Source organism: Ramlibacter monticola (genome assembly GCF_016722785.1).
In the GTDB taxonomy this organism is placed as follows: Bacteria; Pseudomonadota; Gammaproteobacteria; order Burkholderiales; family Burkholderiaceae_C; genus Ramlibacter; species Ramlibacter monticola.
Map to the genome: position 1 here is coordinate 75,235 of NZ_JAEQNE010000003.1, position 20,240 is coordinate 95,474.

21 protein-coding genes are annotated in these 20,240 nt (G+C 69.4%); 9 read left to right on the plus strand and 12 right to left on the minus strand.

Going from position 1 to position 20,240, the window contains the following annotated elements; all coding sequences use genetic code 11:
• Positions 1 to 10 precede the first annotated feature (10 nt).
• Positions 11 to 520: a flavin reductase family protein gene (locus JJ685_RS13775; RefSeq protein WP_201675378.1), complete on the minus strand. Its 510-nt coding sequence runs from the start codon at positions 518 to 520 to the stop codon at positions 11 to 13.
• A gap of 78 nt (positions 521 to 598) precedes the next feature.
• Between JJ685_RS13775 and JJ685_RS13780 the strand changes: the two genes are divergently transcribed.
• Genes JJ685_RS13780 through JJ685_RS13790 form a run of 3 tightly spaced genes read left to right on the plus strand, consistent with a single transcriptional unit; the run spans position 599 to position 4,335 of the window.
• Entirely contained in the window at positions 599 to 1,381 is a 783-nt protein-coding gene (locus JJ685_RS13780; RefSeq protein WP_201674844.1) for an alpha/beta fold hydrolase, read from the plus strand.
• Between the two features lie 22 nt (positions 1,382 to 1,403).
• On the plus strand, positions 1,404 to 1,964 hold the full coding sequence (locus JJ685_RS13785; RefSeq protein ID WP_330901764.1) for a M14 family zinc carboxypeptidase: 561 nt from the start codon (positions 1,404 to 1,406) through the stop codon (positions 1,962 to 1,964).
• Between the two features lie 40 nt (positions 1,965 to 2,004).
• Positions 2,005 to 4,335, plus strand: a complete 2,331-nt coding sequence (locus JJ685_RS13790) for a xanthine dehydrogenase family protein molybdopterin-binding subunit (RefSeq protein WP_201674845.1) — start codon at positions 2,005 to 2,007, stop codon at positions 4,333 to 4,335.
• A gap of 57 nt (positions 4,336 to 4,392) precedes the next feature.
• Here JJ685_RS13790 and JJ685_RS13795 read toward each other — a convergent pair whose 3' ends face one another.
• Positions 4,393 to 5,721, minus strand: a complete 1,329-nt coding sequence (locus JJ685_RS13795) for a D-amino acid dehydrogenase (RefSeq protein WP_201674846.1) — start codon at positions 5,719 to 5,721, stop codon at positions 4,393 to 4,395.
• Between the two features lie 78 nt (positions 5,722 to 5,799).
• On the opposite strand from JJ685_RS13795, the gene JJ685_RS13800 reads away from it, so the two are divergent.
• On the plus strand, positions 5,800 to 6,714 hold the full coding sequence (locus JJ685_RS13800) for a LysR family transcriptional regulator ArgP (protein ID WP_201674847.1): 915 nt from the start codon (positions 5,800 to 5,802) through the stop codon (positions 6,712 to 6,714).
• Between the two features lie 9 nt (positions 6,715 to 6,723).
• On the opposite strand, the gene JJ685_RS13805 is transcribed toward JJ685_RS13800, so the two are convergent.
• The 4 genes from JJ685_RS13805 to JJ685_RS13820 all read right to left on the minus strand — a co-directional run bounded on the left by JJ685_RS13805 (position 6,724) and on the right by JJ685_RS13820 (position 9,915).
• A complete protein-coding gene (locus JJ685_RS13805; protein WP_201674848.1) occupies positions 6,724 to 6,861 on the minus strand; it encodes a hypothetical protein in 138 nt (45 codons plus the stop codon).
• A gap of 123 nt (positions 6,862 to 6,984) precedes the next feature.
• The gene (locus tag JJ685_RS13810; RefSeq protein WP_201674849.1) at positions 6,985 to 7,833 is read right to left on the minus strand and encodes a metallophosphoesterase; all 849 of its coding nucleotides are present in this window, start codon (positions 7,831 to 7,833) and stop codon (positions 6,985 to 6,987) included.
• A gap of 68 nt (positions 7,834 to 7,901) precedes the next feature.
• The gene (locus JJ685_RS13815) at positions 7,902 to 8,882 is read right to left on the minus strand and encodes a Bug family tripartite tricarboxylate transporter substrate binding protein (RefSeq protein WP_201674850.1); all 981 of its coding nucleotides are present in this window, start codon (positions 8,880 to 8,882) and stop codon (positions 7,902 to 7,904) included.
• A gap of 79 nt (positions 8,883 to 8,961) precedes the next feature.
• Positions 8,962 to 9,915: a LysR family transcriptional regulator gene (locus JJ685_RS13820; protein ID WP_201674851.1), complete on the minus strand. Its 954-nt coding sequence runs from the start codon at positions 9,913 to 9,915 to the stop codon at positions 8,962 to 8,964.
• Between the two features lie 118 nt (positions 9,916 to 10,033).
• Here JJ685_RS13820 and JJ685_RS13825 point away from each other — a divergent pair, with 118 nt between their 5' ends.
• The 3 genes from JJ685_RS13825 to JJ685_RS13830 are packed head-to-tail and all read left to right on the plus strand — an operon-like array spanning position 10,034 to position 10,710.
• Positions 10,034 to 10,348 carry a hypothetical protein gene (locus JJ685_RS13825; RefSeq protein WP_201674852.1) on the plus strand — a complete coding sequence of 105 codons (315 nt, stop codon included), beginning with the start codon at positions 10,034 to 10,036 and terminating at the stop codon, positions 10,346 to 10,348.
• Positions 10,349 to 10,358: 10 nt separating this feature from the next.
• Positions 10,359 to 10,487, plus strand: coding sequence for a hypothetical protein (locus JJ685_RS30095; protein ID WP_269117400.1), 129 nt, complete (start codon positions 10,359 to 10,361; stop codon positions 10,485 to 10,487).
• 13 nt (positions 10,488 to 10,500) lie between these two features.
• On the plus strand, positions 10,501 to 10,710 hold the full coding sequence (locus JJ685_RS13830; RefSeq protein ID WP_201674853.1) for a hypothetical protein: 210 nt from the start codon (positions 10,501 to 10,503) through the stop codon (positions 10,708 to 10,710).
• Between the two features lie 147 nt (positions 10,711 to 10,857).
• Here JJ685_RS13830 and JJ685_RS13835 read toward each other — a convergent pair whose 3' ends face one another.
• A complete protein-coding gene (locus tag JJ685_RS13835) occupies positions 10,858 to 11,202 on the minus strand; it encodes a hypothetical protein (RefSeq protein WP_201674854.1) in 345 nt (114 codons plus the stop codon).
• Between the two features lie 171 nt (positions 11,203 to 11,373).
• On the opposite strand from JJ685_RS13835, the gene JJ685_RS13840 reads away from it, so the two are divergent.
• Entirely contained in the window at positions 11,374 to 11,841 is a 468-nt protein-coding gene (locus JJ685_RS13840; protein WP_201674855.1) for a hypothetical protein, read from the plus strand.
• Positions 11,842 to 11,892: 51 nt separating this feature from the next.
• Here the strand turns inward: JJ685_RS13840 and JJ685_RS13845 are convergent, their stop codons facing one another.
• The 4 genes from JJ685_RS13845 to JJ685_RS13860 all read right to left on the minus strand — a co-directional run bounded on the left by JJ685_RS13845 (position 11,893) and on the right by JJ685_RS13860 (position 15,901).
• Positions 11,893 to 13,746 carry a phosphoenolpyruvate carboxykinase (GTP) gene (locus JJ685_RS13845; protein ID WP_201674856.1) on the minus strand — a complete coding sequence of 618 codons (1,854 nt, stop codon included), beginning with the start codon at positions 13,744 to 13,746 and terminating at the stop codon, positions 11,893 to 11,895.
• Between the two features lie 298 nt (positions 13,747 to 14,044).
• Positions 14,045 to 14,197 carry a hypothetical protein gene (locus JJ685_RS13850; protein ID WP_201674857.1) on the minus strand — a complete coding sequence of 51 codons (153 nt, stop codon included), beginning with the start codon at positions 14,195 to 14,197 and terminating at the stop codon, positions 14,045 to 14,047.
• Positions 14,198 to 14,297: 100 nt separating this feature from the next.
• On the minus strand, positions 14,298 to 14,702 hold the full coding sequence (locus JJ685_RS13855) for a PaaI family thioesterase (protein WP_201674858.1): 405 nt from the start codon (positions 14,700 to 14,702) through the stop codon (positions 14,298 to 14,300).
• The gene (locus tag JJ685_RS13860; protein ID WP_201674859.1) at positions 14,702 to 15,901 is read right to left on the minus strand and encodes a threonine ammonia-lyase; all 1,200 of its coding nucleotides are present in this window, start codon (positions 15,899 to 15,901) and stop codon (positions 14,702 to 14,704) included. Before JJ685_RS13860 ends, JJ685_RS13855 begins: the two co-directional genes overlap by 1 nt.
• Before the next feature lie 120 nt (positions 15,902 to 16,021).
• Between JJ685_RS13860 and JJ685_RS13865 the strand changes: the two genes are divergently transcribed.
• A complete protein-coding gene (locus JJ685_RS13865; RefSeq protein WP_201674860.1) occupies positions 16,022 to 18,322 on the plus strand; it encodes an ATP-binding protein in 2,301 nt (766 codons plus the stop codon).
• 51 nt (positions 18,323 to 18,373) lie between these two features.
• Here the strand turns inward: JJ685_RS13865 and recQ are convergent, their stop codons facing one another.
• The gene (recQ, locus tag JJ685_RS13870) at positions 18,374 to 20,233 is read right to left on the minus strand and encodes a DNA helicase RecQ (RefSeq protein WP_330901765.1); all 1,860 of its coding nucleotides are present in this window, start codon (positions 20,231 to 20,233) and stop codon (positions 18,374 to 18,376) included.
• Positions 20,234 to 20,240 lie beyond the last annotated feature (7 nt).

The following is a 20,240-nucleotide window of genomic DNA, read 5'->3' on the forward strand; positions in this document are numbered from 1 at the left end:
GCGCGCTGGCTCAGAGCGGAAGCTCGGTGTAGTAACGCCCGCCGTGGAACAGCAGGGGCGAGGCGCCCGCGCGGTGCGTGCAGCGCTCCACCTCGCCGACGAAGATCACGTGGTCGCCTTCCTCGTAGCGGCTGCGGTTGAAGCATTCGAAGGTGGCCGCGACGCCGTGCAGCAGCGGGGCGCCGCCCGCGCCCTCGTCGAAGCCGACGCCGCTCCAGCGGTCCACCCCGCGCGTGGCGAAGCGTTCCGCCAGCGGCTTCTGGTCGGCTGCCAGCACGTTGATCGCATAGTGCGAACCGGCACTGAACAGCGCCATCGACGCCGCGACGCGCGAGAGGCTCCACAGGACCAGGGGCGGCGTCAGCGACACCGAGTTGAAGGAATTGGCCGTCAGGCCGATCAACTGGCCCTCGGCCGTGCGCGCCGTCACGATGGTCACGCCGGTGGCGAACATGCCCAGCGCGAGGCGGAACTCGTGGGCGGAAAAAGTGGGCGGAGTGGCTTGCCGCGGGGGGGTCATCAGGGGCTCGATTGCAGCGACTTTCATGTAGTATGGCCCACGACCCGGGCACGCGACGGCAGGCTGCAGAACCCATCCATGACTCCGGTACCCGCCTTCACCACCCTCGGTGCCGGTTCCACCACCATCCTGATGCTGCACGGCATCGTCGGCGGCCACCTCGCCTTCGCGCCGCAGGTCGAGTCCTTCGCCTCCGCCGGCTACCGCGCCGTGGCCTGGGACATGCCGGGCTACGGCCACAGCGCGCCGATCGAGCCCTATACCTTCAAGGGCCTGGCGCAAAGCTGCATCCACCTGATCGAAACGCTCAAGTGCGGCCACGTGGTGCTGCTGGGGCACAGCATGGGCGGCATGGTGGCGCAGGAGGTGGTGGCGCGCCGGCCCGAGATCGTGAGCCGCCTGATCCTCTGCGGCACCTCGCCCGCCTTCGGCCGCCCCGACGGCGAGGACTACATCGCCGAGCGCACCGCACCATTGGCGGCGGGCCGCTCGATGGCCGAACTGGCCGAGACGCTGGTGCCGCAGATGGTCGGCCCCGCTTCGCTGCCGGAGGGCGTGCGGCTCGCCACGCACTGCATGGGGCGGGTGCCGGCCGCCACCTACCGCCGGGCCCTGGAATGCATCGTCACCTTCGACCGCCGCGGCAACCTGGGAAACATCCACGTGCCCACGCTGCTGCTCGCGGGCGAACATGACCGCAACACGCCCCCCGCGACGATGAAGGAGATGGCCGAGGAGATTCCATGCAGCACCTACTTCGAGATGCAGGGCATCGGGCACTTGCAAAACCTGGAGGCGCCCGACGACTTCGACGGCCTGGTGCTGAACTTCCTGGCGCTGCCGAACCGCTTGCTGCATTGAATCCGGGGGGAGAGACGGACGCGTGAAGAAGTCGTGGGCGCTGTCCGCCGCGCTGTTGCTGGCGCCGCAGCCGGTGCACTGGCGATTCGTGCCGGTGCTCAACCCCGACGGGGTGTTCTCGCAGCCGCCCAGCCGCACCAACGCGCACGGGGTGGACCTGAACCGCAACTTCCCCACGCCCGACTGGGAGCGCGACGCGGCCGCGTACTGGCAGAAGCGCACCAACCGGGACCCGCGCCGCTGGCCGGGCCCGCAGCCGCTGTCCGAGCCCGAGTCGCGCTTCCTGCACGACCAGATGCAGAGCTTCCGGCCGCACCTGATCGTTGCCATCCACGCCCCTTACGGCGTGCTGGACTTCGACGGACCCTCGGTGCCCCCCTCGCGCCTGGGCCGCCTGTACCTGGACCAGGTGGGCATCTTCCCCGGCTCGCTCGGCAACTACGGCGGCGTGCACAAGGGCGTGCCGGTGGTGACCATCGAGCTGCCCAACGCCATGCGCACCCCGCTCGACGCCGAAATGCGGCAGATGTGGCTGGACCTGCTGCGCTGGATGGCCGAGAAGGTGCCGGGGGAGAGCCGATAGCGGGTGCATCCCGGGTGGTTTTTGGGCAGACTCCAGCCCCATGACCACCGACACCGACATCGTGACGCGTTTCGGCAGCGGCCGGGACGTCCGGCGCATCGAGGACGAGGGGCTGCTCAAGGGCCTGGGGCAGTACACCGACGACATCACGCCGCCCGGGCAGCTGCGCGCGGTGTTCCTGCGCTCGCCGTACCCGCATGCGCGCATCGTCTCCATCGACACCGCGACCGCGGCCGGCATGCCCGGCGTGGTGAAGGTCGCCACCGGTGCCGAGCTGGTCGAGGCGGGCGTGCAGCCCATCCCCACCAATCCCGACTTCCGGCGCGCCGACGGCTCCCCCGCCGCCACGGCCCCGCGCCGCGCGTTGGCCCACGAGCGCGTGCGCTACGTCGGCGAGCCGGTGGCGATCGTCGTGGCCTGGTCGCTGCAGGAGGCCCGCGACGCCGCCGAGGCGGTGGTCGTGGAGTACGAGGAACTGCCCCACGTGGTCGACCTGGAGGAGGCGACCACGCCCGGCGCCCCGGCGCTGTGCGAGCAGGCGCCCGACAACGTGGCGGCGGAGATGCGCTTCGGCGACGCGGCGAAGACGGCGGCTGCCTTCGAGGGGGCCGCGCACGTGGTGCAGCTGAAGGTGGTCAACCAGCGCGTCGCCGCGCTCTCGATCGAGCCGCGCTCGGTGCTGGCCTGGGTGGCCGAGGACGGCCGGCTCACGCTGCGCATGAGCAGCCAGATGCCTTCCGGCGTGCGCAACTCGCTGGCCAACGACATCCTGGGCATCGGGCGCGACAAGGTGCGCGTGACGGTGGGCGACGTCGGCGGCGGCTTCGGCATGAAGACCGGCATCTACCCGGAGGACGCCGCGGTGGCCTGGGCCGCGTGGACGCTGAAGAGGCCGGTGAAGTGGATCGCCGAGCGCAGCGAGGAATTCCTGTCTTCCTTCCACGGCCGCGACCAGCAGGCGCAGGCCGAGCTCGCGCTGGCGGCCGACGGCCGCATCCTTGCCCTGCGCCTGCGCACGCTGGCCAACGTCGGCGCCTACGCCACGGCCACCGGCATGGTCATCCCGATGGTGGTGGGCCCCTGGGTGCAGACCAGCGTGTACGACGTGCCGCTGATCGACTTCCACATCCGCTGCGTGATGACCAACACGGCCTGCACCGCGGCCTACCGCGGCGCGGGCCGGCCCGAGGCGATCTTCATCATCGAGCGCCTGATGGACGAAGCGGCGCGCCAGACCGGCATCGACCGCATTGCGCTGCGCCGGCGCAACTTCGTGCGGCCCGAGCAGATGCCCTACACGAATGCGATGGGGCAGGTGTACGACGTCGGCAAGTTCGAGATGATCATGGAGGAGGGCCTGGACCTCGCCGACTGGAGCGGCTTCGAGGCCCGCGCGGCGGAGAGCAAGGCGCGCGGCCGGCTGCGCGGCCTGGGCATCTCCACCTTCCTCGAGTGGACCAGCGGAATGGCTTTCGAGGAACGCGTGACGGTGGAGGTCCGGGCCGACGGCGTGATCGAGGTCTTCTCCGCCGTCAACCAGATGGGGCAGGGCATCGCGACCACGCTGGCCCAGCTGGTGGTCGACGTGTTCAAGGTGCCGATCGACCGGGTGCGCGTGGTGCTGGGCGACACCGACCGCGGCGACGGCTTCGGCAGCGCGGGGTCGCGCTCGCTCTTCACGGGCGGATCGGCGCTGCACCTCGGTTCGGTCAAGACGCTGGACACCGCGCGCGCGCTCGCGGCGCAGTCGCTGGAGGCGTCGGCCTCGGACCTCGAGTACCTGGAGGGGCGCTTCCACGTGAAGGGCACGGACCTCGGCATCGGCCTGTTCGAGCTGGCGGCGAAGCAGCCGGGCGGGCACATCTTCACCGACCACACCAGCGCCGTGCAGGGGCCCAGCTGGCCCAACGGCTGCCACGTGAGCGAGGTGGAGATCGACCCGCAGACCGGCGCCGTGCAGGTGGTGCGCTATGCGTCGGTGAACGACATCGGGCGGGTGGTGAACCCGATGATCGTGCGCGGCCAGCTCGATGGCGGTGCCGTGCAGGGCATCGGGCAGGCCTTGTGCGAGCACATGGTGTACGAGCCTGCGACCGCCCAGCCGGTGAGCGGCAGCCTGATGGATTACGCGGCGCCGCGGGCGGACATCGTCGCCTGCGAATTCGTCACCGAGATGAACCAGACGGTGCCCTGCACCACCAATCCGCTCGGGACCAAGGGCGTGGGCGAGCTGGGCACGATCGGTGCCACCCCCAGCATCGTGAATGCGGTGGCCGACGCGCTGGCGCGCTCCGGCAGGAAGGAAGCGGCGTCGCAGCTCCAGATGCCGCTGAGCCCGATGAAACTCTGGGAGGCGCTCCAGCGGCGCTGAAAGGAAGGAAGAGGGGGCACCCGGTCTCCGGCTGAAAGTCCGGGGCCGCTGGTCTCCTTACTGCGGGTCGAGCGAGAGCTCCAGCTCCGCCTTCTGCTGCCCGAAGCCGTAGAAGTTGAAGTTCATGCGCGGCCTGCGGCCATCGATCAGCTCCGCCATCGCCTTGCCGGAACCGGCGCCATGCGTCCAGCCCAGCGTGCCGTGGCCGGCGTTGACCCACAGGCCGGCCACGCGCGTGCGGCCGATGTAGGGGATGTTGGTGGGCGTCGCCGGACGCAGGCCGGTCCAGAACTGCGGATCGCCGCCTTGCTCGGGCAGTCGCGTGTCGCACACGCCCGGCAGCACCTTATCGATGCGTTCGGCCAGCATGCGGCAGCGGTCCTGCGCCACCTTCGAGTCCAGCGTCGCGTCGTAGCCCGACACCTCGATGGTGCCGGCCACGCGCAGCTCGTCGCCCAGGCGGCTCATCGCCACCTTCACTTCGTCGTCGATGCTGCTGACGAAGGGCGCATCGGCCGGCTTCTTCAGCTTGAAGGTGGCGCTGTAGCCCTTGCCGGGGTAGATCGGCAGGTCCACGCCCACCTGGCGCAGCAGCGGCGCGGTGTAGGAGCCGCAGGCCACCACCACGTCGTCGGCGGCGAGGCGCTGCACCGCGCCCGTCGCGCGGTCGCGGATGCGCACGGAGGCGATCGCGCCGCCGGCGGTCTCCAGCCGTTCGATGTCCTGGTTGAACAGGAACTGCACGCCGCGGGCGGCGCACAGCCGCGCCAGCTGCTGCGTGAACACGCGCGCGTCGCCACTCTCGTCGGTGGAGGTGTAGGTGCCGCCCACGATGCCGTCGAAGTTGCGGAAGGCGGGCTCGATCGCGAACAGCTCATCGCGGCTCACCACCTTGCGGTCGACGCCGTACTTCTGCATCAGTCCGGCCGCGGTGGCGGCGTCCTCGAAGGCCTTCGCGTCGGTGTAGAAGTGGGCGATGCCCTTCTCCAGCCGGCTGTATTCGATGCCGGTGGCGGCCACCACGTCCTTCAGCGCGGCGTGGCTGTACGCGCCCAGCGCGACCAGCTGCTGCACGTTGCGCTCGAAGGCCGCGTCGTTGCACTGGCTCAGGAATTCGAGGCCCCAACGCCATTGCTGCCAGTCCAGCCGCGGGCGGAACAGCAGGGGCGCGTCGTTGCGGAACATCCACTTCAGCAGCTTCGCGGGCGCCTGCCGGTTGGCCCAGGGCTCGCAGTAGCTGACCGAGATCTGCGCCGCGTTGGCAAAACTGGTCTCCAGGGCTGCATCCGGCTGGCGGTCGACGACGATGACTTCGTGGCCGCGCTGGGCCAGGTGCCAAGCGGTGCTGATGCCGATGATGCCGGCGCCGAGGACGAGTTTTTTCATACGTCCAAAGTTTGAGGCCACCTCCCGATTTTCAAAAGCCAAATTAAACTGTCTGCGGGATCATCAGAAAATCTAATCTTGCAAAGCTTCGACCCCACCGCGCTGGAATGCCTCGCCGCCATCGTGGAGGAGGGCGGCTTCGACCGCGCTGCCCAGCGGCTGAGCATCACGCAGTCGGCCGTCTCGCAGCGCTTGCGAGCCCTGGAAGCCCAGGTGGGAACGGTGCTGGTGGTGCGCAGCCGGCCCGTCCGCCCCACGGCGGCCGGCCAGCTGCTGCTGAAGCACACCCGCCAGATGAGGTTGCTGCGCGCCGACCTGGAGCGCGACCTGGGCGAGCTGGCTCCCAGCTCCACCGGCGGCGCCCGCGAGGAGGAGAGGATCTCGCTGGCGGTGAACGCCGACAGCATCGCGACCTGGGCGCTGCCGGCGCTGGACGCGCTGGCGCGCCAGGGCCTGCCGCTGGAGATCATCACCGACGACCAGGACTTCACGCACGAGTGGCTGCGCGAAGGCCAGGTGCTGGGATGCGTCACCACCGTGAAGCAGGCGTTGCGCGGTTGCAAGGTGCAGGCGCTGGGGGCGATGCACTACATCGGGGTCGCGCAGGCGGCCTATGCGCGCGAGCGCCTGCCGCAGGGCCTGACGCCGCACAACTTCCGCGACACGCCCTTCGTGGCCTTCAACCGCAAGGACGACATGCAGGGGGAATACGTGGGCCGCGCGTTCGGGCTGAAGCGCGTGTCACTGCACCAGTTGTTCGTCCCGAGTTCGGAAGGCCAGGTGCGCGCCGTGCTGGCGGGGTGGGGCGTGAGCGTGGTGCCGGAGCTGCTGGTGCAGGGATTGATCGCGCAGGGCGAACTGGTGAACGTGGCGCCCCAGGCGCGCGTGCCGGTGCAGCTCTATTGGCATTGCTGGAACCTGGAGTCCGTCGTGCTGGACCAGCTTACGGCGGCGCTGGCGCAGGCGGCACGCGAGTCGCTGGCCGCCGCCTGAGGAGACGCTTCAACGCGGCGCGAACGCGCCGTGCGGGGCTTCGAGGTCGAACAGCAGGTCGAGCCCACCCGGGGACGCGATCGCGAGCAGGACGGCGGCGACCGCCGCGGCAATCCAGGTGAGGGTCGGCGTCCAGAGCGGCTTCATCACGGCCTCCGCACAGGAGTTGTTCTGCGGGCAAGTGTGCACTTGCGATTGCGACATGCACGCTTCGGGCATGTAAAGGCCGCGGGAAAGTTGTTCCCAATCGCACGTGCTTACGCTGGCTGCTTAAGCGGCGGCAGCTTCGATCTCGCAGGCAGCGAGGTCCAACACGAAGCGCTCGCGGAAGCCCTCCTGCTCGCCCTTGGTCGCATAGCCCAGGGTGTTGGCCACCACGCGGCATCCTCGTTCGACGTAGTCCTGCTGGCAATGCAAGTGGCCATGCAGCCAGAACTGCGCCTGCGCCAGCAGGTCCTCCAGCGAGTTGCAGAAGCCCGCGGCAGCGGGCGTGATGCCATAGCGCGGGTCGTGGCTGCGCAGGCTGGGCGCGGAATGCGTGACCACCACGGTGGTGCCCTCGAAGGGACGCGCGAGCGCTTCCCGCAGCCACGCAATGCACACCAGCGCCTGCTCGCGCCAGCCCTCGGCCAGCATCCTCTCGCCGTGCCGCATCGCCGCCGCCTTCTGCAGGTAGAAGTTGGCGGCTCGGAAGGCCTTGTGGCGCTGCTTCAGCGCGTCCTGCAGCGTGGGTTCGCCCTGGCCGGGGCGCTGCGCCAGCGCGTCGAAGTCGGCCCACAGCGTGGTGCCGACGAAGCGCACGTCGCCGATCACGTGCACCTCGCGTTCCAGCCAGGTGATGCCCAGCCGCTCGCAGGTCTCGCGCAGGCGCGCGTGGGTCTCGTCGAAATCGAGGTTGTCGTACTCGTGGTTGCCGGGCACGTACAGCACCGGCACCGGCCATGCCCCGAGCCGCGGCGAGAAGCGCGCGAGGCCGAAGTCGGCGTCCTCCAGTTTCGAGCCGCGCTGGTAGGAGCCGATGTCGCCCGCGAGGACCAGCAGCTCGGCCGCCGGCGCCGGGGAGGGCCGGTACGAAGGGTGCCCCTCCAGGTGGAGGTCGGACATCAGCTGGATCTTCATCCCGCACCATTGTGCAGGGTCGCGCGTACGAAGCAGGCCGGGCGGCCGGCCTTGTGGCTGTCGGACGTTTACAGCTTCACGCCCGCGCCCTTGACTGTCGGGGCGAGCTGACTCACCTGTTCCTTGACGAAGCCGGCGAACGCAGCCTGGCTCACCGGCGAGGCGGTGATGCCCAGGTCCACCATCTTCCTGCGGACCTCCGCGTTGCCCAGGATCTCGTTGACGATGGTGTTCAGCCGCGCGACCACGTCGGGCGGCATCTTCGCCGGCCCCGAGAGCCCGAAGAAGTTGTCCAGCACCAGCTTGCGGTGGCCGCTCTCGACGACGCTGGGCACGTCGGGCGCCAGCGGCGAGCGGTTCGCCGAGGTCACGGCCAGCGGGACGATCTGCCCGCTCTTGAAGTAGGGCACGAAGGCGGTGATCACGTCGATGCCCACCGGCACCACGCCGGCGATCAGGTCGGTCGTCATCGGCGCACCACCGCGGTACGGCACGTGCACCATGTTGACCCCGAGCTCCTTCTTCATCAGCTCGCCGTAGATGTGGCCGATGGAGGCCGGCCCGCCGGAGCCGAAGTCCAGGCGGCCGCTCTTCTTCGCCGAGGCTTCCAGCTCGGGGATCGTCTTCAGCCCCGCCTTCGGATTGGCCATCACGACGCAGGGCGCGGTGCCGATCAGCGCGATGTGGGTGAAGCCTTCCACCGGGTCGTAGGGCTGTTTCTCCAGCGCGAAGGGGCCGATCGAGATCGGCGTGGAGTTGGACAGCATCAGCGTGTAGCCGTCCGGCGCCGACTGCGTGACGGCCAGCCCGCCCACGCTGCCGCCCGCTCCGGGGCGGTTGTCCACCACCACCGCCTGCCCCAGTCGGGTGCCGAGCTGCTCCGCGAGGGTGCGCGCCACGATGTCGCTCGCGCCGCCGGCCGGGAAGGTCACGACGATGCGGATCGGCTTGTCGGGCCAGGCGGCGAAGGCCGGCAGGGCGACGCTGGCGGCGCCGGCGGAAACCGCCCGCAGGAAGCGGCGGCGGGTGGAGGCGGGAGTCAGGTTCATGCGCGAGTCCTTCACGGCGAGACACCGGGGCGCGCGCATGCAACCTGCATGCCGCTCCGACCAGGGCGCAGCGTAAACCTTACTGGAAGGCCTTGCCAGCGGCAGTTGCGACCGCGAGCCGCAGCCAGGCGTGGTCGCTGCGCTGCCCCTGGCGCCGGTGCCACAGGGCGTCCACGTGGACGGGTGGCACGTGGAAGGGCAGTTCGCGCTGCGCCAGGGCGTCGGCCCGGCCGGTGGAGCGGATGAAATGCCGCGGCAGCACCGTCAGCAGGTCCGAGGTCTCGACCACCAGGCCCGCCGTGAAGAACTGGTTGACCGTCAGCACCACGCGGCGGCTCTCGCCCAGCGCCGCGAGCGCTTCGTCGATGAAGCCGAAAGGCCGGCCCGAGAAGCTCACCAGCATGTGGCGCGCCCCGCAGAAGCGCTCCAGCGTCAGGGGCTCGGCCGCCAGCGGATGGCCGCTGCGCATCACGCAGACGTACTGGCCGTCGTAGATGCGCTCGTACTCATAGGCACCCATGCCGCTGGACTGCTCCTGCGCCGTCAGGTCCGCCAGCACGGCCGGGAAAAAGCCGACCGCCAGGTCGATCACGCCCTCCTCGAGCATCCGCCGCGGGTCGCGGGTCGTCAGGGGCAGGGTGCGCACCGTGATGCCGGGGGCCTCGCGTTCCATGATCTCCACCAGCCCCGGCATCACCTCGGCCGCCGTGGCGTCGGCCATGGCGAGGGTGAAGGTGTTGCTGGCCTGCGACGCGACGAACTGGCCCGGCACCAGGGTCAGCTCCAGCCGGCGCAGCGCGTCGCTGACCGACGGCCACAGCGCCAGCGCGCGGGGGGTCGGCTCCACGCCGTAGCCGCTGCGCACCACCAGCCGGTCGTCCAGCGCCTCGCGCAGCCGGTTCAGGGCGTTGCTCACGGCCGGCTGGGTCATGGCCAGGTTTCGGGCCGCGCGCGTCAGGTTGCGCTCGGCCATGATCTGGTCGAAGACCCTCAGCAGGTTCAGGTCCAGTGTCCGGAAGTTCGGGGCTTTCATATGAATCGTGAATGATATAAATCACTAATCAAAAGTAGCCAAATATCAGGGAGAACCCTAGGATTCACTCAAGCACTTGGCAATACCGCCACAAGCGCCGAACCAAGGGGATCACAAAATGGCCAGCTTCATCCGCGTTCACTACCCCAGCCAGCACGCCGGCGTCGCCCGCGTCGAAGAGGCGATCAAGTTCATCGGTGGATTCAGCGCCACCCGCGCCGTCCTCCACGGCCTCGCCTTCCTGGGCTCGCCGGCCACCCGCCTCGCCGCCCGTGCCCGCGCCGGCATGGCCGCCTGGCGCGTGGAGCGCAAGCAGCGCGAAGAAGACCGCAAGCTCTGGAACCTGGCGCTGACCGATGCCCGCGTCATGGCCGACCTCAGCCGGGCGATGAGCCAGGAAGCCCTGCGCAACGACGCCCGCCCGTACTTCTGAGGATCCCGCAATGGCCGCCGTCCTGGGCTCCGCCCTCTTCGACATGATCACGCGGGCATGGAACAAGCTGCCCAGCGTGGCCGAACTGACCCGCTCCATGAGCAGCGACGCCCTGAGGGACGGCAGCCGGTACCTGTAGGAAAGAACAAGACATGACCGCCAGCTTGCACAACTCGTTGATCCTCCTGGCCCACCAGGTGATCCGCAGCCTGCCGGCGCCGGTGCTCGGCGCGCTGGACGCCTGGTCGCAGCGGGTCGCCCGCCGCCGCGCCCTGAAGCGCCAGCAACGGTGGCAGAAGCGCAAGGCCGCCGCCGCGGCGCCGGCGAACACGGTGTATCACCTCAAGCCCTGGAGGGATTGAGGCGCAGCTTACGCGGCCTTCTCGCCGCGCACTCGGGGCCCCCCAAAAGCCCCGTCCTCGCCCGGAGCGGCGCCCCTGAGGCGTCCCCCGGGCGATTCCATTTCCGGCGCCGCGGTTCGGCGCCTCCCTCGCGAAGCGAGCGCGCCGCTAGACCGGCATCAGGCTGTCGCCGAGGCGCTCGGCCTCTTCCCGCAGCCGCACCACCTTGCGCTGCAGGTCGCGGAACACGTCCAGCGCCTCCAGCAGGTCGGCCCCGCCGACCTTGTCGAAGGAGGTGTCGCCCGAGAGCACCAGCTGCGCCATGTGCAGGTAGGAATGGCACTTCGCGCGGATCTGGTCGGCCGCGCGATAGTTGCCTGACGGAGGAAGGGCTTCCTCGATGTGACGGGTGACGGTCGCCACCTCGGCAGCCAGTCCCACGACGTCGAGACGAACCAGCTCGCGGTCGTCGCGCAGCTCGGGCCACCAACTCCAGGACGTGACGCGGAACATGTCGCAAAGTGTATCGATGTTGCGATGCAGATTACAGCCCGGCCGTCACCGTCGGGTCTTCCGGGAGGTACCGCCCGTCATCACGGCCGGTGGCCGTAAGGTTGGTGGCGGAGGCGCCTCCTAGCATCAGGCCGTGTACAACTTGGCCGCCTGGAGCGGCGAAGGTTCGCCATGCTTTCTCTGACGATCGGGATCGCAGCCGGTGCCGCCTGTCTCGGCGGCGTCGTGGCCTTCGTCTGGCACCGCCGCAGGGGCGAAGATACCCTCCGCCACATCGCGCGCCTGGCCGCGGGGATCGTGGCGGTGGGCGGCACGATCGAATCCGACCTGGAGACGGACCCCGAAGCACCTGCCTTCATGGTGTTCCGGCAACGCTGCCGCGAGAACCGCGAGCGCGCCGACCAAGCCCTCGAGCAAGGCAAGGCGCTGGGGCAGCAGGAGGCCGAAGCGCTGCTCACGACCCTGTTGCTGCTGCACGACGACCACCGGCGGATGGTCGACCTGCGCTCGGAGGTGGACCGCGCCGTGGCGCGCCGGGCCGCGGCGGACCGCTGCGTCGAGATCCGCTTCGGCCACAGCAGCAAGCCCTCCCGCTGGCCGAGCAGCTCCCCGCTGACCCGGCCCTCCACCCTGGGCTGAGCCAGAAAAAAGGCCACCGCGAGGTGGCCTTCTTCATGGCGGGAGAAACGCTCAGGCGGCCAGCCGCTGCTCGATCTGCGCCTTGGTCGCCTTCAGTTCAGCCGGCAGGTGGTAGGCCAGCTGCTGGAACAGCTCCTCGTGCAGTTGCAGCTCCTTCACCCAGGCGTCGCGGTCGATGCCGATCACCTTGGCGAACTGCTCCGGCGTGAAGGCCAGGCCCTGCCAGTTCAGTTCCTCGTACTTCGGGCTGATGCCGAAGGCGTTCTTCGCCCCCTGCGCCTTGCCCTCGATGCGGTCGATCATCCACTTCAGCACGCGCATGTTCTCGCCGTAGCCGGGCCAGACGAACTTGCCGTCCTCGCCCTTGCGGAACCAGTTGGTGGTGAAGATGCGCGGCAGCTTCGCGCCCTTGGCTTCCAGCTTCTTGCCCAGGTCGAGCCAGTGCTGGAAGTAGTCGCTCATGTTGTAGCCGGTGAAGGGCAGCATCGCGAACGGGTCGCGGCGCACCACGCCGACCTGGCCGACGATGGCGGCGGTGGTCTCGGAGCCCATGGTCGCGGCCATGTAGACGCCCTCGCCCCAGCTCTGGGCTTCGGTCACCAGCGGCACGGTGGTGGAGCGGCGGCCGCCGAAGATGAAGGCGTCGATCGGCACGCCGGCCGGATCGTCCCAGGCGGCGTCCAGGGCCGGGTTGTTGGTGGCGGCGACGGTGAAGCGCGCGTTCGGGTGCGAGGCCTTGGCGCCCGTCTCCTTGGCGATCTGCGGCGTCCAGTTCTTGCCCTGCCAGTCGACCAGGTGCGCGGGCGCCTGCTCGGTCATGCCTTCCCACCACACGTCGCCGTCGTCGGTCAGCGCGACGTTGGTGAAGATCACGTCCTTGTCCAGGCTGGCCATGCAGTTCGGATTGGTCAGCGTGTTGGTTCCGGGGGCCACGCCGAAGTAGCCGGCTTCCGGGTTGATCGCGTACAGGCGGCCGTCGGCGCCCGGCTTGATCCAGGCGATGTCGTCGCCGATGGTGGTCACCTTCCAGCCCGACAGGCCCTGGGGCGGGATCAACATGGCGAAGTTGGTCTTGCCGCAGGCCGACGGGAAGGCGGCGGCCACGTGGTACTTCTTGCCTTCCGGGTTGGTCACGCCCAGGATGAGCATGTGCTCGGCCAGCCAGCCCTGGTCGCGGGCCATGTTCGACGCGATGCGCAGCGCGAAGCACTTCTTGCCCAGCAGCGCGTTGCCGCCGTAGCCGGAGCCGTAGGACCAGATTTCGCGCGTCTCGGGGTAGTGCACGATGTACTTGGTCTTGTTGCAGGGCCAGGCGACGTCCTGCTGGCCGGCCTCGAGCGGCGCGCCCACGGTATGCAGGCAGGGCACGAACTCGCCGTTGACGCCGAGGACCTCGTAGACCGCCTTGCCCATGCGGGTCATGATCCGCATGTTGACGGCCACGTACGGGCTGTCGGACAGCTCGATGCCGATGTGGGCGATGGGCGAGCCGAGCGGCCCCATGGAGAAGGGCACCACGTACATCGTGCGCCCGCGCATGCAGCCGTCGAACAGGGGCTGCAGGGTGGAGCGCATTTCGGCCGGGGCGACCCAGTTGTTGGTGGGGCCGGCGTCTTCCTTGCGCTGCGAGCAGATGAAGGTGCGGTCTTCGACGCGGGCGACGTCGCTCGGATCGGACCAGGCCAGGTAGGAGCCGGGACGCTTGGCGGGATCGAGCTTCTTGAACGTGCCCTTGTCGACCAGCTGCTGGCAGAGGCGTTCGTATTCTTCCTGGCTGCCGTCGCACCAGTAGACCTGGTCCGGCTTGCACAGGGCGACCATGTCGGCCACCCAGGCGATCAGGCGCGCGTTCTTCACATACGCGGGGGTCTGGAGATTCAGACCCTGCATGACGGGAGAGTTCATCCTCGAGGCTCCTAAGTTAAAGCGTGTTTTCAAAAGGAGCTCGAAGGCTGTGTCTCGGCAGCCACGTGCGCGCCCTTTCAAAACAGGCTTTGACTCCGTCGGCGGCAAGCGGGGGGCCGGGCCACCGCTGGGTCGGCGAGAGGGGTGCCTATTTTAGGAAGCGGAACTCACCGGTTCCTGTCGTTCAGTCGCGATTCCATGCAAAAGATGCATAGGTTTATGCGACCGCTCGTCGGGCGCGGCGAACAAAAAGGCCCCGGCATCGCTGCACGGGGCCTTCGGGAGGAAGAGCTGGGACTCAGGCCAGATAGACGGCGATGAAAGCCAGCAGGAACATCAGTGCCGCGCCGACCATCGGCAGGACGATCGGCATGGCCGGGACGACGGACTCGACGGCGTCCTGGGGCTCGAAATCGTGGCCGTGGTGACGGGGCTCGTTCGGGCTGCTCATTTGTCTTCCTCGTTTTCTGGGTTCCTCAAGCTCGGCCAGGCCTCCGCTTGAGACTACGCGCCGCCGGGGGCAGCGCTCGATCAGCCCATTCTACCGTCGCTTACAGGAGGGCATAGGTCGTCGTGGCCCTGCAGGCGCTCCGGCCGTCCTCCGCCCCCCGGATGTCGATCTCGCCGAAGGCCAGCGTCTTGCCGGCCCGCAGCACCCGCGCCTGCACCAGGGCGTCCTGGCCCGCCAGGGGCTTGAGGAAGCTGGTGTTCATCTGCACCGTGGTGCAAGGGCGAAAGGCGCCGAACTGGTTGATCAGCGCCAGCACCATGGCGGTGTCGGCCGCGGCCATCATGGCCTGGCCGCACAGCATGCCGCCCACCCGGGACAGTTGCGGGTCCTGCGGCAGGCGCAGGGTGACGCTGTCGGCATCGAACGCCTCCACCCGCAACGCCAGCGCCTGCACCCAGGGCGCGAAGTACTCGGGCAGGGCGCTCTGCAGGGTCTCCCTCTCCATCACTCCTCCTCGGCCTGGAAACCGGCCGCCCGCAACGCCCCCAGCAGGGACTGCACGTGCTCGCGGCCGCGGGTCTGGACCACCAGTTCGATCTCCACGTTCTGCGCCGCCAGCAGCGTGAAGGCGCGCTGGTGGTGCACTTCGTCGATGTTGGCGCCGGCTTCGCTCACGACCTTGGTGATCCGGGCCAGCGACCCGGGGACGTCCCGCGCGCAGACCTTCAGCCGCGCCAGCCGCCCGGCGCGCACCATGCCGCGCTGCACGATGGCCGCCAGCAGCATCGGATCGAGGTTGCCCCCGCCCAGCACCAGTCCGACCTTGCGGCCCGCATGGGCGGCGGCGTCCTTCATCAGGGCGGCCAGCGGCGCGGCGCCGGCGCCTTCGACCAGCGTCTTCTCGAAATCCAGCAGCGTCACGATGGCCTGCTCGATGTCGCCTTCGTCCACCAGCACCAGGTCGTCGACGTAACGCTGCACCAGCTTCTGCGTCAGCTGCCCGGGCGCGCCGACCGCGATGCCCTCGGCGATGGTGGGGCCGCCCGGCGGCACGTGCGCGTGCTTGATCGCGTTGTACATGTGGGGAAAGCGCAGCGTCTGCACCCCGATCACCCGGATGCCGGGCTTGAGGCCCTTGGCCGCGGCCGCCATGCCGCCGATCAGGCCGCCCCCGCCCACCGCCACGATCAGGGTATCGAGCTGCGGCACCGCCTCCAGCATCTCCAGGGCCACGGTGCCCTGGCCGGCGATGATGGCAGGGTCGTCGTAGGGGTGGACCAGCGTCAGTTGCTCGCGCTGCGCCAGTTCCACGGCGTGGACGCGGGATTCCTCCAGGGTGTCGCCATGCAGCACCACCTCGGCGCCGAACAGGCGCGTGCGTTCCACCTTCACCATGGGCGTGAAGCGGGGCATGACGATCACCGCCCGCAAGCCCAGCCGCTGTGCGTGGTAGGCCACGCCCTGGGCGTGGTTGCCGGCGCTCATCGCGATCACGCCGCGCTGGCGCTCTTCGTTGCTGAGTTGCACCAGCTTGTTGCAGGCCCCCCTTTCCTTGAAGGAGGCGGTGAACTGCAGGTTCTCGAACTTCAGGAACACCTGGCAGCCGGCCATCTGCGACAGGGTGCGCGATTCCACGCAGGGCGTGGTGAGCACCTGGCCCTGCAGGCGGGCGGCGGCGGCACGGATCTCAGGGAGGCCGGTCATGGGCGCATTGTGGACTGCCGCCCGGCCGCCGGGCGTCCGGAGCCGGGGCTATTCCTTCCATGTAGCATCAAGTCGCGCTATCGTTGGCGCGCTCTCCCCCTGCCTTCTGACGGAGGTCGTTTGGCCAAGCGTTCGCTGGATCTGCAAGTGCTGCCCTCGCCCGGCCTCAAGGAGGCCCCGGTGCTGGACCTGATGTGTTCGCACTTCGTGCTGACGCTCGCGGCCAAGCAGGGAGCCAAGTTCAACGTCCGGCGCGACCTCAACGGCCTGCTGTCGCTGGCCGGGCGCCACCTGGTGTGGCCGCCCTCGTCGCTGGAGCGCCTGCGCGAGTTCCTGGCCCGCCGCTGCAAGGACAACGAGTTCTGGCGCGGCCTCGAGCAGCTCTCCACGCGCGAGTTCCTGGACCGGCACGGCGTCTGGCGCGGCCCCTACGAGGAAGGCACGCTGTTCTTCTACCTCGACGAATACGCCAAGGACCAGCCCAAGGACCTGCTGTCGGTGCTCACGGTCACGGGCGAGTGGCTGACGAACGCGCTGAAGAAGCACTCCACGCTGGTGGAGAAGAACATCGACGCGCTGGCCAGCCTGCTGCAGTTGAACAAGGCCGAACGGGCCCTGCTGCTGTACGGAACGCTGGCGCGCTACCAGCGCGACCTGCGCAGCCTGCTGGTCGAATTCAAGGTGAACAACGCGCCCGAAGCGTATGCAGCGATCGCGGAGGTCGCCGGCGTCAGCGCCGCCGACGTGGGCGAGGCGCTGCGCGCCGGCTCGCGACTGGAGCGCATCGGCCTGGTGGAGAACCTGATCTCCGAGCACAACATCACCGACCTGGCGGACCTGATGAAGGTCAGCGAGAAGCTGCCGCCGGTGCTGATGCGCGAGTACCGCGACCAGAGCGAACTGATGGCCGTGTTCACGCGCCCCTCGGCCAAGAGCACGCTGACGCCGGACGACTTCTCCTTCGTCGCGGAGGACGCGTCGGTGCTGCGCAACCTGCTGCGCCGCGCGGTGGAATGCAAGGAGCCGGGCATCAACGTGCTGCTCTATGGGCCGCCCGGTACCGGCAAGACCGAGCTGGCCAAGGTCGTGGCGCAGGCCGCCGGGCTGGAGCTGTTCGAGGTGGAGTACGCCGACCGCGACGGCAACTCGCTGTCCGGGCGCGACCGCTACCGTTCGCTGCAGATCGCCCAGGTGTTCCTCAAGGGCAGCGCCCAGGCGGCGCTGCTGTTCGACGAGGTGGAGGACGTGTTCCCGCCGATCTCCAGCGAGGCCGCGCAGATGATGGCGCGGGCCGAACAGGTGGTGGCGCCGCCTTCGGGCAGCGTGAGCGGCAAGGCCTGGGTCAACCAGATCCTCGAGTCCAACCCGGTGCCCACCATCTGGGTCACCAACCGCATCGAGCAGATCGACCCGGCCTTCCGGCGCCGCTTCGCCTACCACCTGGAGCTGAAGTCACCGCCGCCCGGCGCCCGCGAAGGGCTGGTGCGCAAGACGCTGGAAGGCGTCGAGGTGTCGGAGGCCTTCGTCGCCAAGCTGACCGAGCGCAAGGGGCTGACGCCGGCGCAGATCCGCACCGCGGTGCGCTTTGCCGGGCTGGCCTCGGCCGAATCCGTGGGCATGGAGGAACTGATCGAGCGGCAACTGCGCAATGCGGACCGCGCCCTGGGCACGCGCAGCGCCGAGGGCGGCATGCGCCGCAGCGTCACCACCTACGACCTCGAGATGCTGAACGTGGAGTCGCGCTTCGGCGTGCCGCGCATCGTCGAGGCGCTGCGCGCGCGCGGCCACGGCACGCTGTGCTTCTACGGCGCGCCCGGCACCGGCAAGACGGCGCTGGCGGAACACATCGCGCGCAGCCTCGACAAGCCGCTGCTGATCAAGCAGGCCAGCGACCTCATGAGCAAGTTCGTCGGCGAGACCGAGCAGAACATGGCGGGCATGTTCCGCGAGGCGGAGAGCGAAAAGGCGATCCTGCTGCTGGACGAGGCCGACAGCTTCCTGCAGGACCGCCGTGGCGCGCAGCGCACCTACGAGGTCACCGAGGTCAACGAGATGCTGCAGGGCATGGAGCGCTTCCCCGGCATCTTCGTCTGCACCACCAACCTGATGGAGCGGATCGACCAGGCGGCGCTGCGGCGCTTCGCCTTCAAGATCCGCTTCAAGCCGCTCACGGCGCCCCAGCGCGAGAGGATGTTCGTGACCGAGGCGCTGGGCAGCGACGCGGCCCAGCTCACGCCCGACGCCGTGGCGCGGCTGGCGAAGCTGGAGCAGCTGTGCCCCGGCGACTTCGCGGCGGTGAAGCGGCAGGTGGAGATCCTGGCCGCGCAGCTGACGGCGGAGGAGTTCCTCGAGCAGCTGGAGGCGGAGCACCGGATCAAGCCGGAAGTGCGGGAAGCGCGGAACATCGGGTTCGTGCACTGAGCCGCGCGTCATCCGCGCTTGCGCGCCGGCGCGCGTGCGCGAGGATGACGACTAACCCAGGGCCTGCAGCACGTCCAGCACCCCCGGCCCGTACGTCTGCAGCTTCTTCGCGCCGATTCCGCTGACGCCCTCCAGGTCGCCCAGCGAGCGCGGATCCAGTGCCGCGATCGCCGCCAGTGTCGCGTCGTGGAAGATCACGTACGCCGGCAGGTTGTGCTCGCGGGCGACGCGGCTGCGCCAGTCCTTCAGCGCGGCGAAGCGCTGTTGCCCGCCTTCCGTGAGGGCGGCCGCCGCGGCCGGCGGCGTGGACTTGCCCGCGCCGCGCTGGCGCGTCTTCGTGCGCCCGGCCGGCTGCCCCACGGACTCGCGCAGCAGCACCTGCTGCTCGCCCTTCAGCACCGCCCGCGAGCCGGTCGTGAGGTGCAGCGTGTTGAAGGCCGAGGCGTCCACGGCCAGTGCGCCGGTGGCGATCAGCTGGCGCAGCACGCCGCGCAGCTGCTGCTCCGAAAACTGCGCTCCGATGCCGAAGGTGGAGAGCCTCTGGTGCGCGAACTGCAGGACCTTCTCCGTTTCCTTGCCGCGCAGGATGTCCATCACGTGGCCGGCGCCGAAGTTCAGGTCGCTGGCCTGCTTCACCCGGTAGATCGTGGACAGCAGCATGCGAGCGGCCTCGGTGCCATCCCATACCGCTGGCGGGTGCAGGCAGTTGTCGCAGTTGCCGCAGGGCCCGGAGGCCTCGCCGAAGTACGCCAGCAGGCGCACGCGGCGGCAGTCCGTCGCCTCCGCCAGCGCCAACAGGGCATCGAGCTTGCCGCGCTGGACCTGCTTGAATTCCTCCGCTGCCGGGCTTTCGTCGATCATGCGGCGCTGGTTCACCACGTCCTGCAGGCCGTAGGCCATCCAGGCGTCGGAGGGCAGGCCGTCGCGACCGGCGCGGCCGGTCTCCTGGTAGTAGCCCTCGATGTTCTTCGGCAGGTCGAGGTGGGCGACGAAGCGCACGTCGGGCTTGTCGATGCCCATGCCGAAGGCGATGGTGGCCGTCATCACCACGCCGTCTTCGCGCAGGAAGCGGTCCTGGTGGCGCTGGCGCACCTCGGCATCGAGGCCGGCGTGATAGGGCAGGGCGTCCAGCCCTTCGCGGCAGAGGATCGCCGCGATCTCCTCCACGCGCTTGCGCGACTGGCAGTAGACGATGCCCGACTCGCCCTGGTGCTCGCCTTCGATGAAGCGCAGCAGCTGCAGCGTGGGATCCTTCTTCTCCGCGATGGTGTAGCGGATGTTGGGGCGGTCGAAGCTGCTGACGAACTGGCGGGCGCGTTCGAGCTGCAGGTGGGCGACGATGTCTTCCCGCGTCACCCCGTCGGCCGTGGCCGTGAGCGCGATGCGCGGCACGCCCGCGTAGCGCGTGTGCAGGAGGGCGAGCGCCCGGTACTCCGGCCGGAAGTCGTGGCCCCACTGGCTCACGCAATGCGCTTCGTCGATGGCGAACAGCGACAGCCGGCCCTCACGGTGCAGGTTGTCCAGCAGGGACAGGAAGCGGGGCGTGGTGACGCGCTCCGGCGCCGCGTAGAGCAGGGTCAGCTCGCCGCGCGCCAGCCTGCGCTCGACCGCGTTCGCCTCTTCCATCGAGAGCGAGGAGTTCAGGAACGCGGCCTGCACGCCGGCCTCGAGCAGGGCGCCGACCTGGTCGTGCATCAGCGCGATGAGGGGCGACACCACGATGGCGGTGCCGTGCCCCGCCTGCTGGCGCGCCAGTGCCGGGACCTGGTAGCACAGCGATTTGCCGCCGCCGGTGGGCATGAGGACCAGCGCATCGCCGCCGGCGATGACGTGGTCGACGACCTCGGCCTGCTGCCCGCGGAAGGCAGCGTAGCCGAAGACGTTCTTGAGGAAAGCGAGTGCGTTGGCCAAGCGGTGG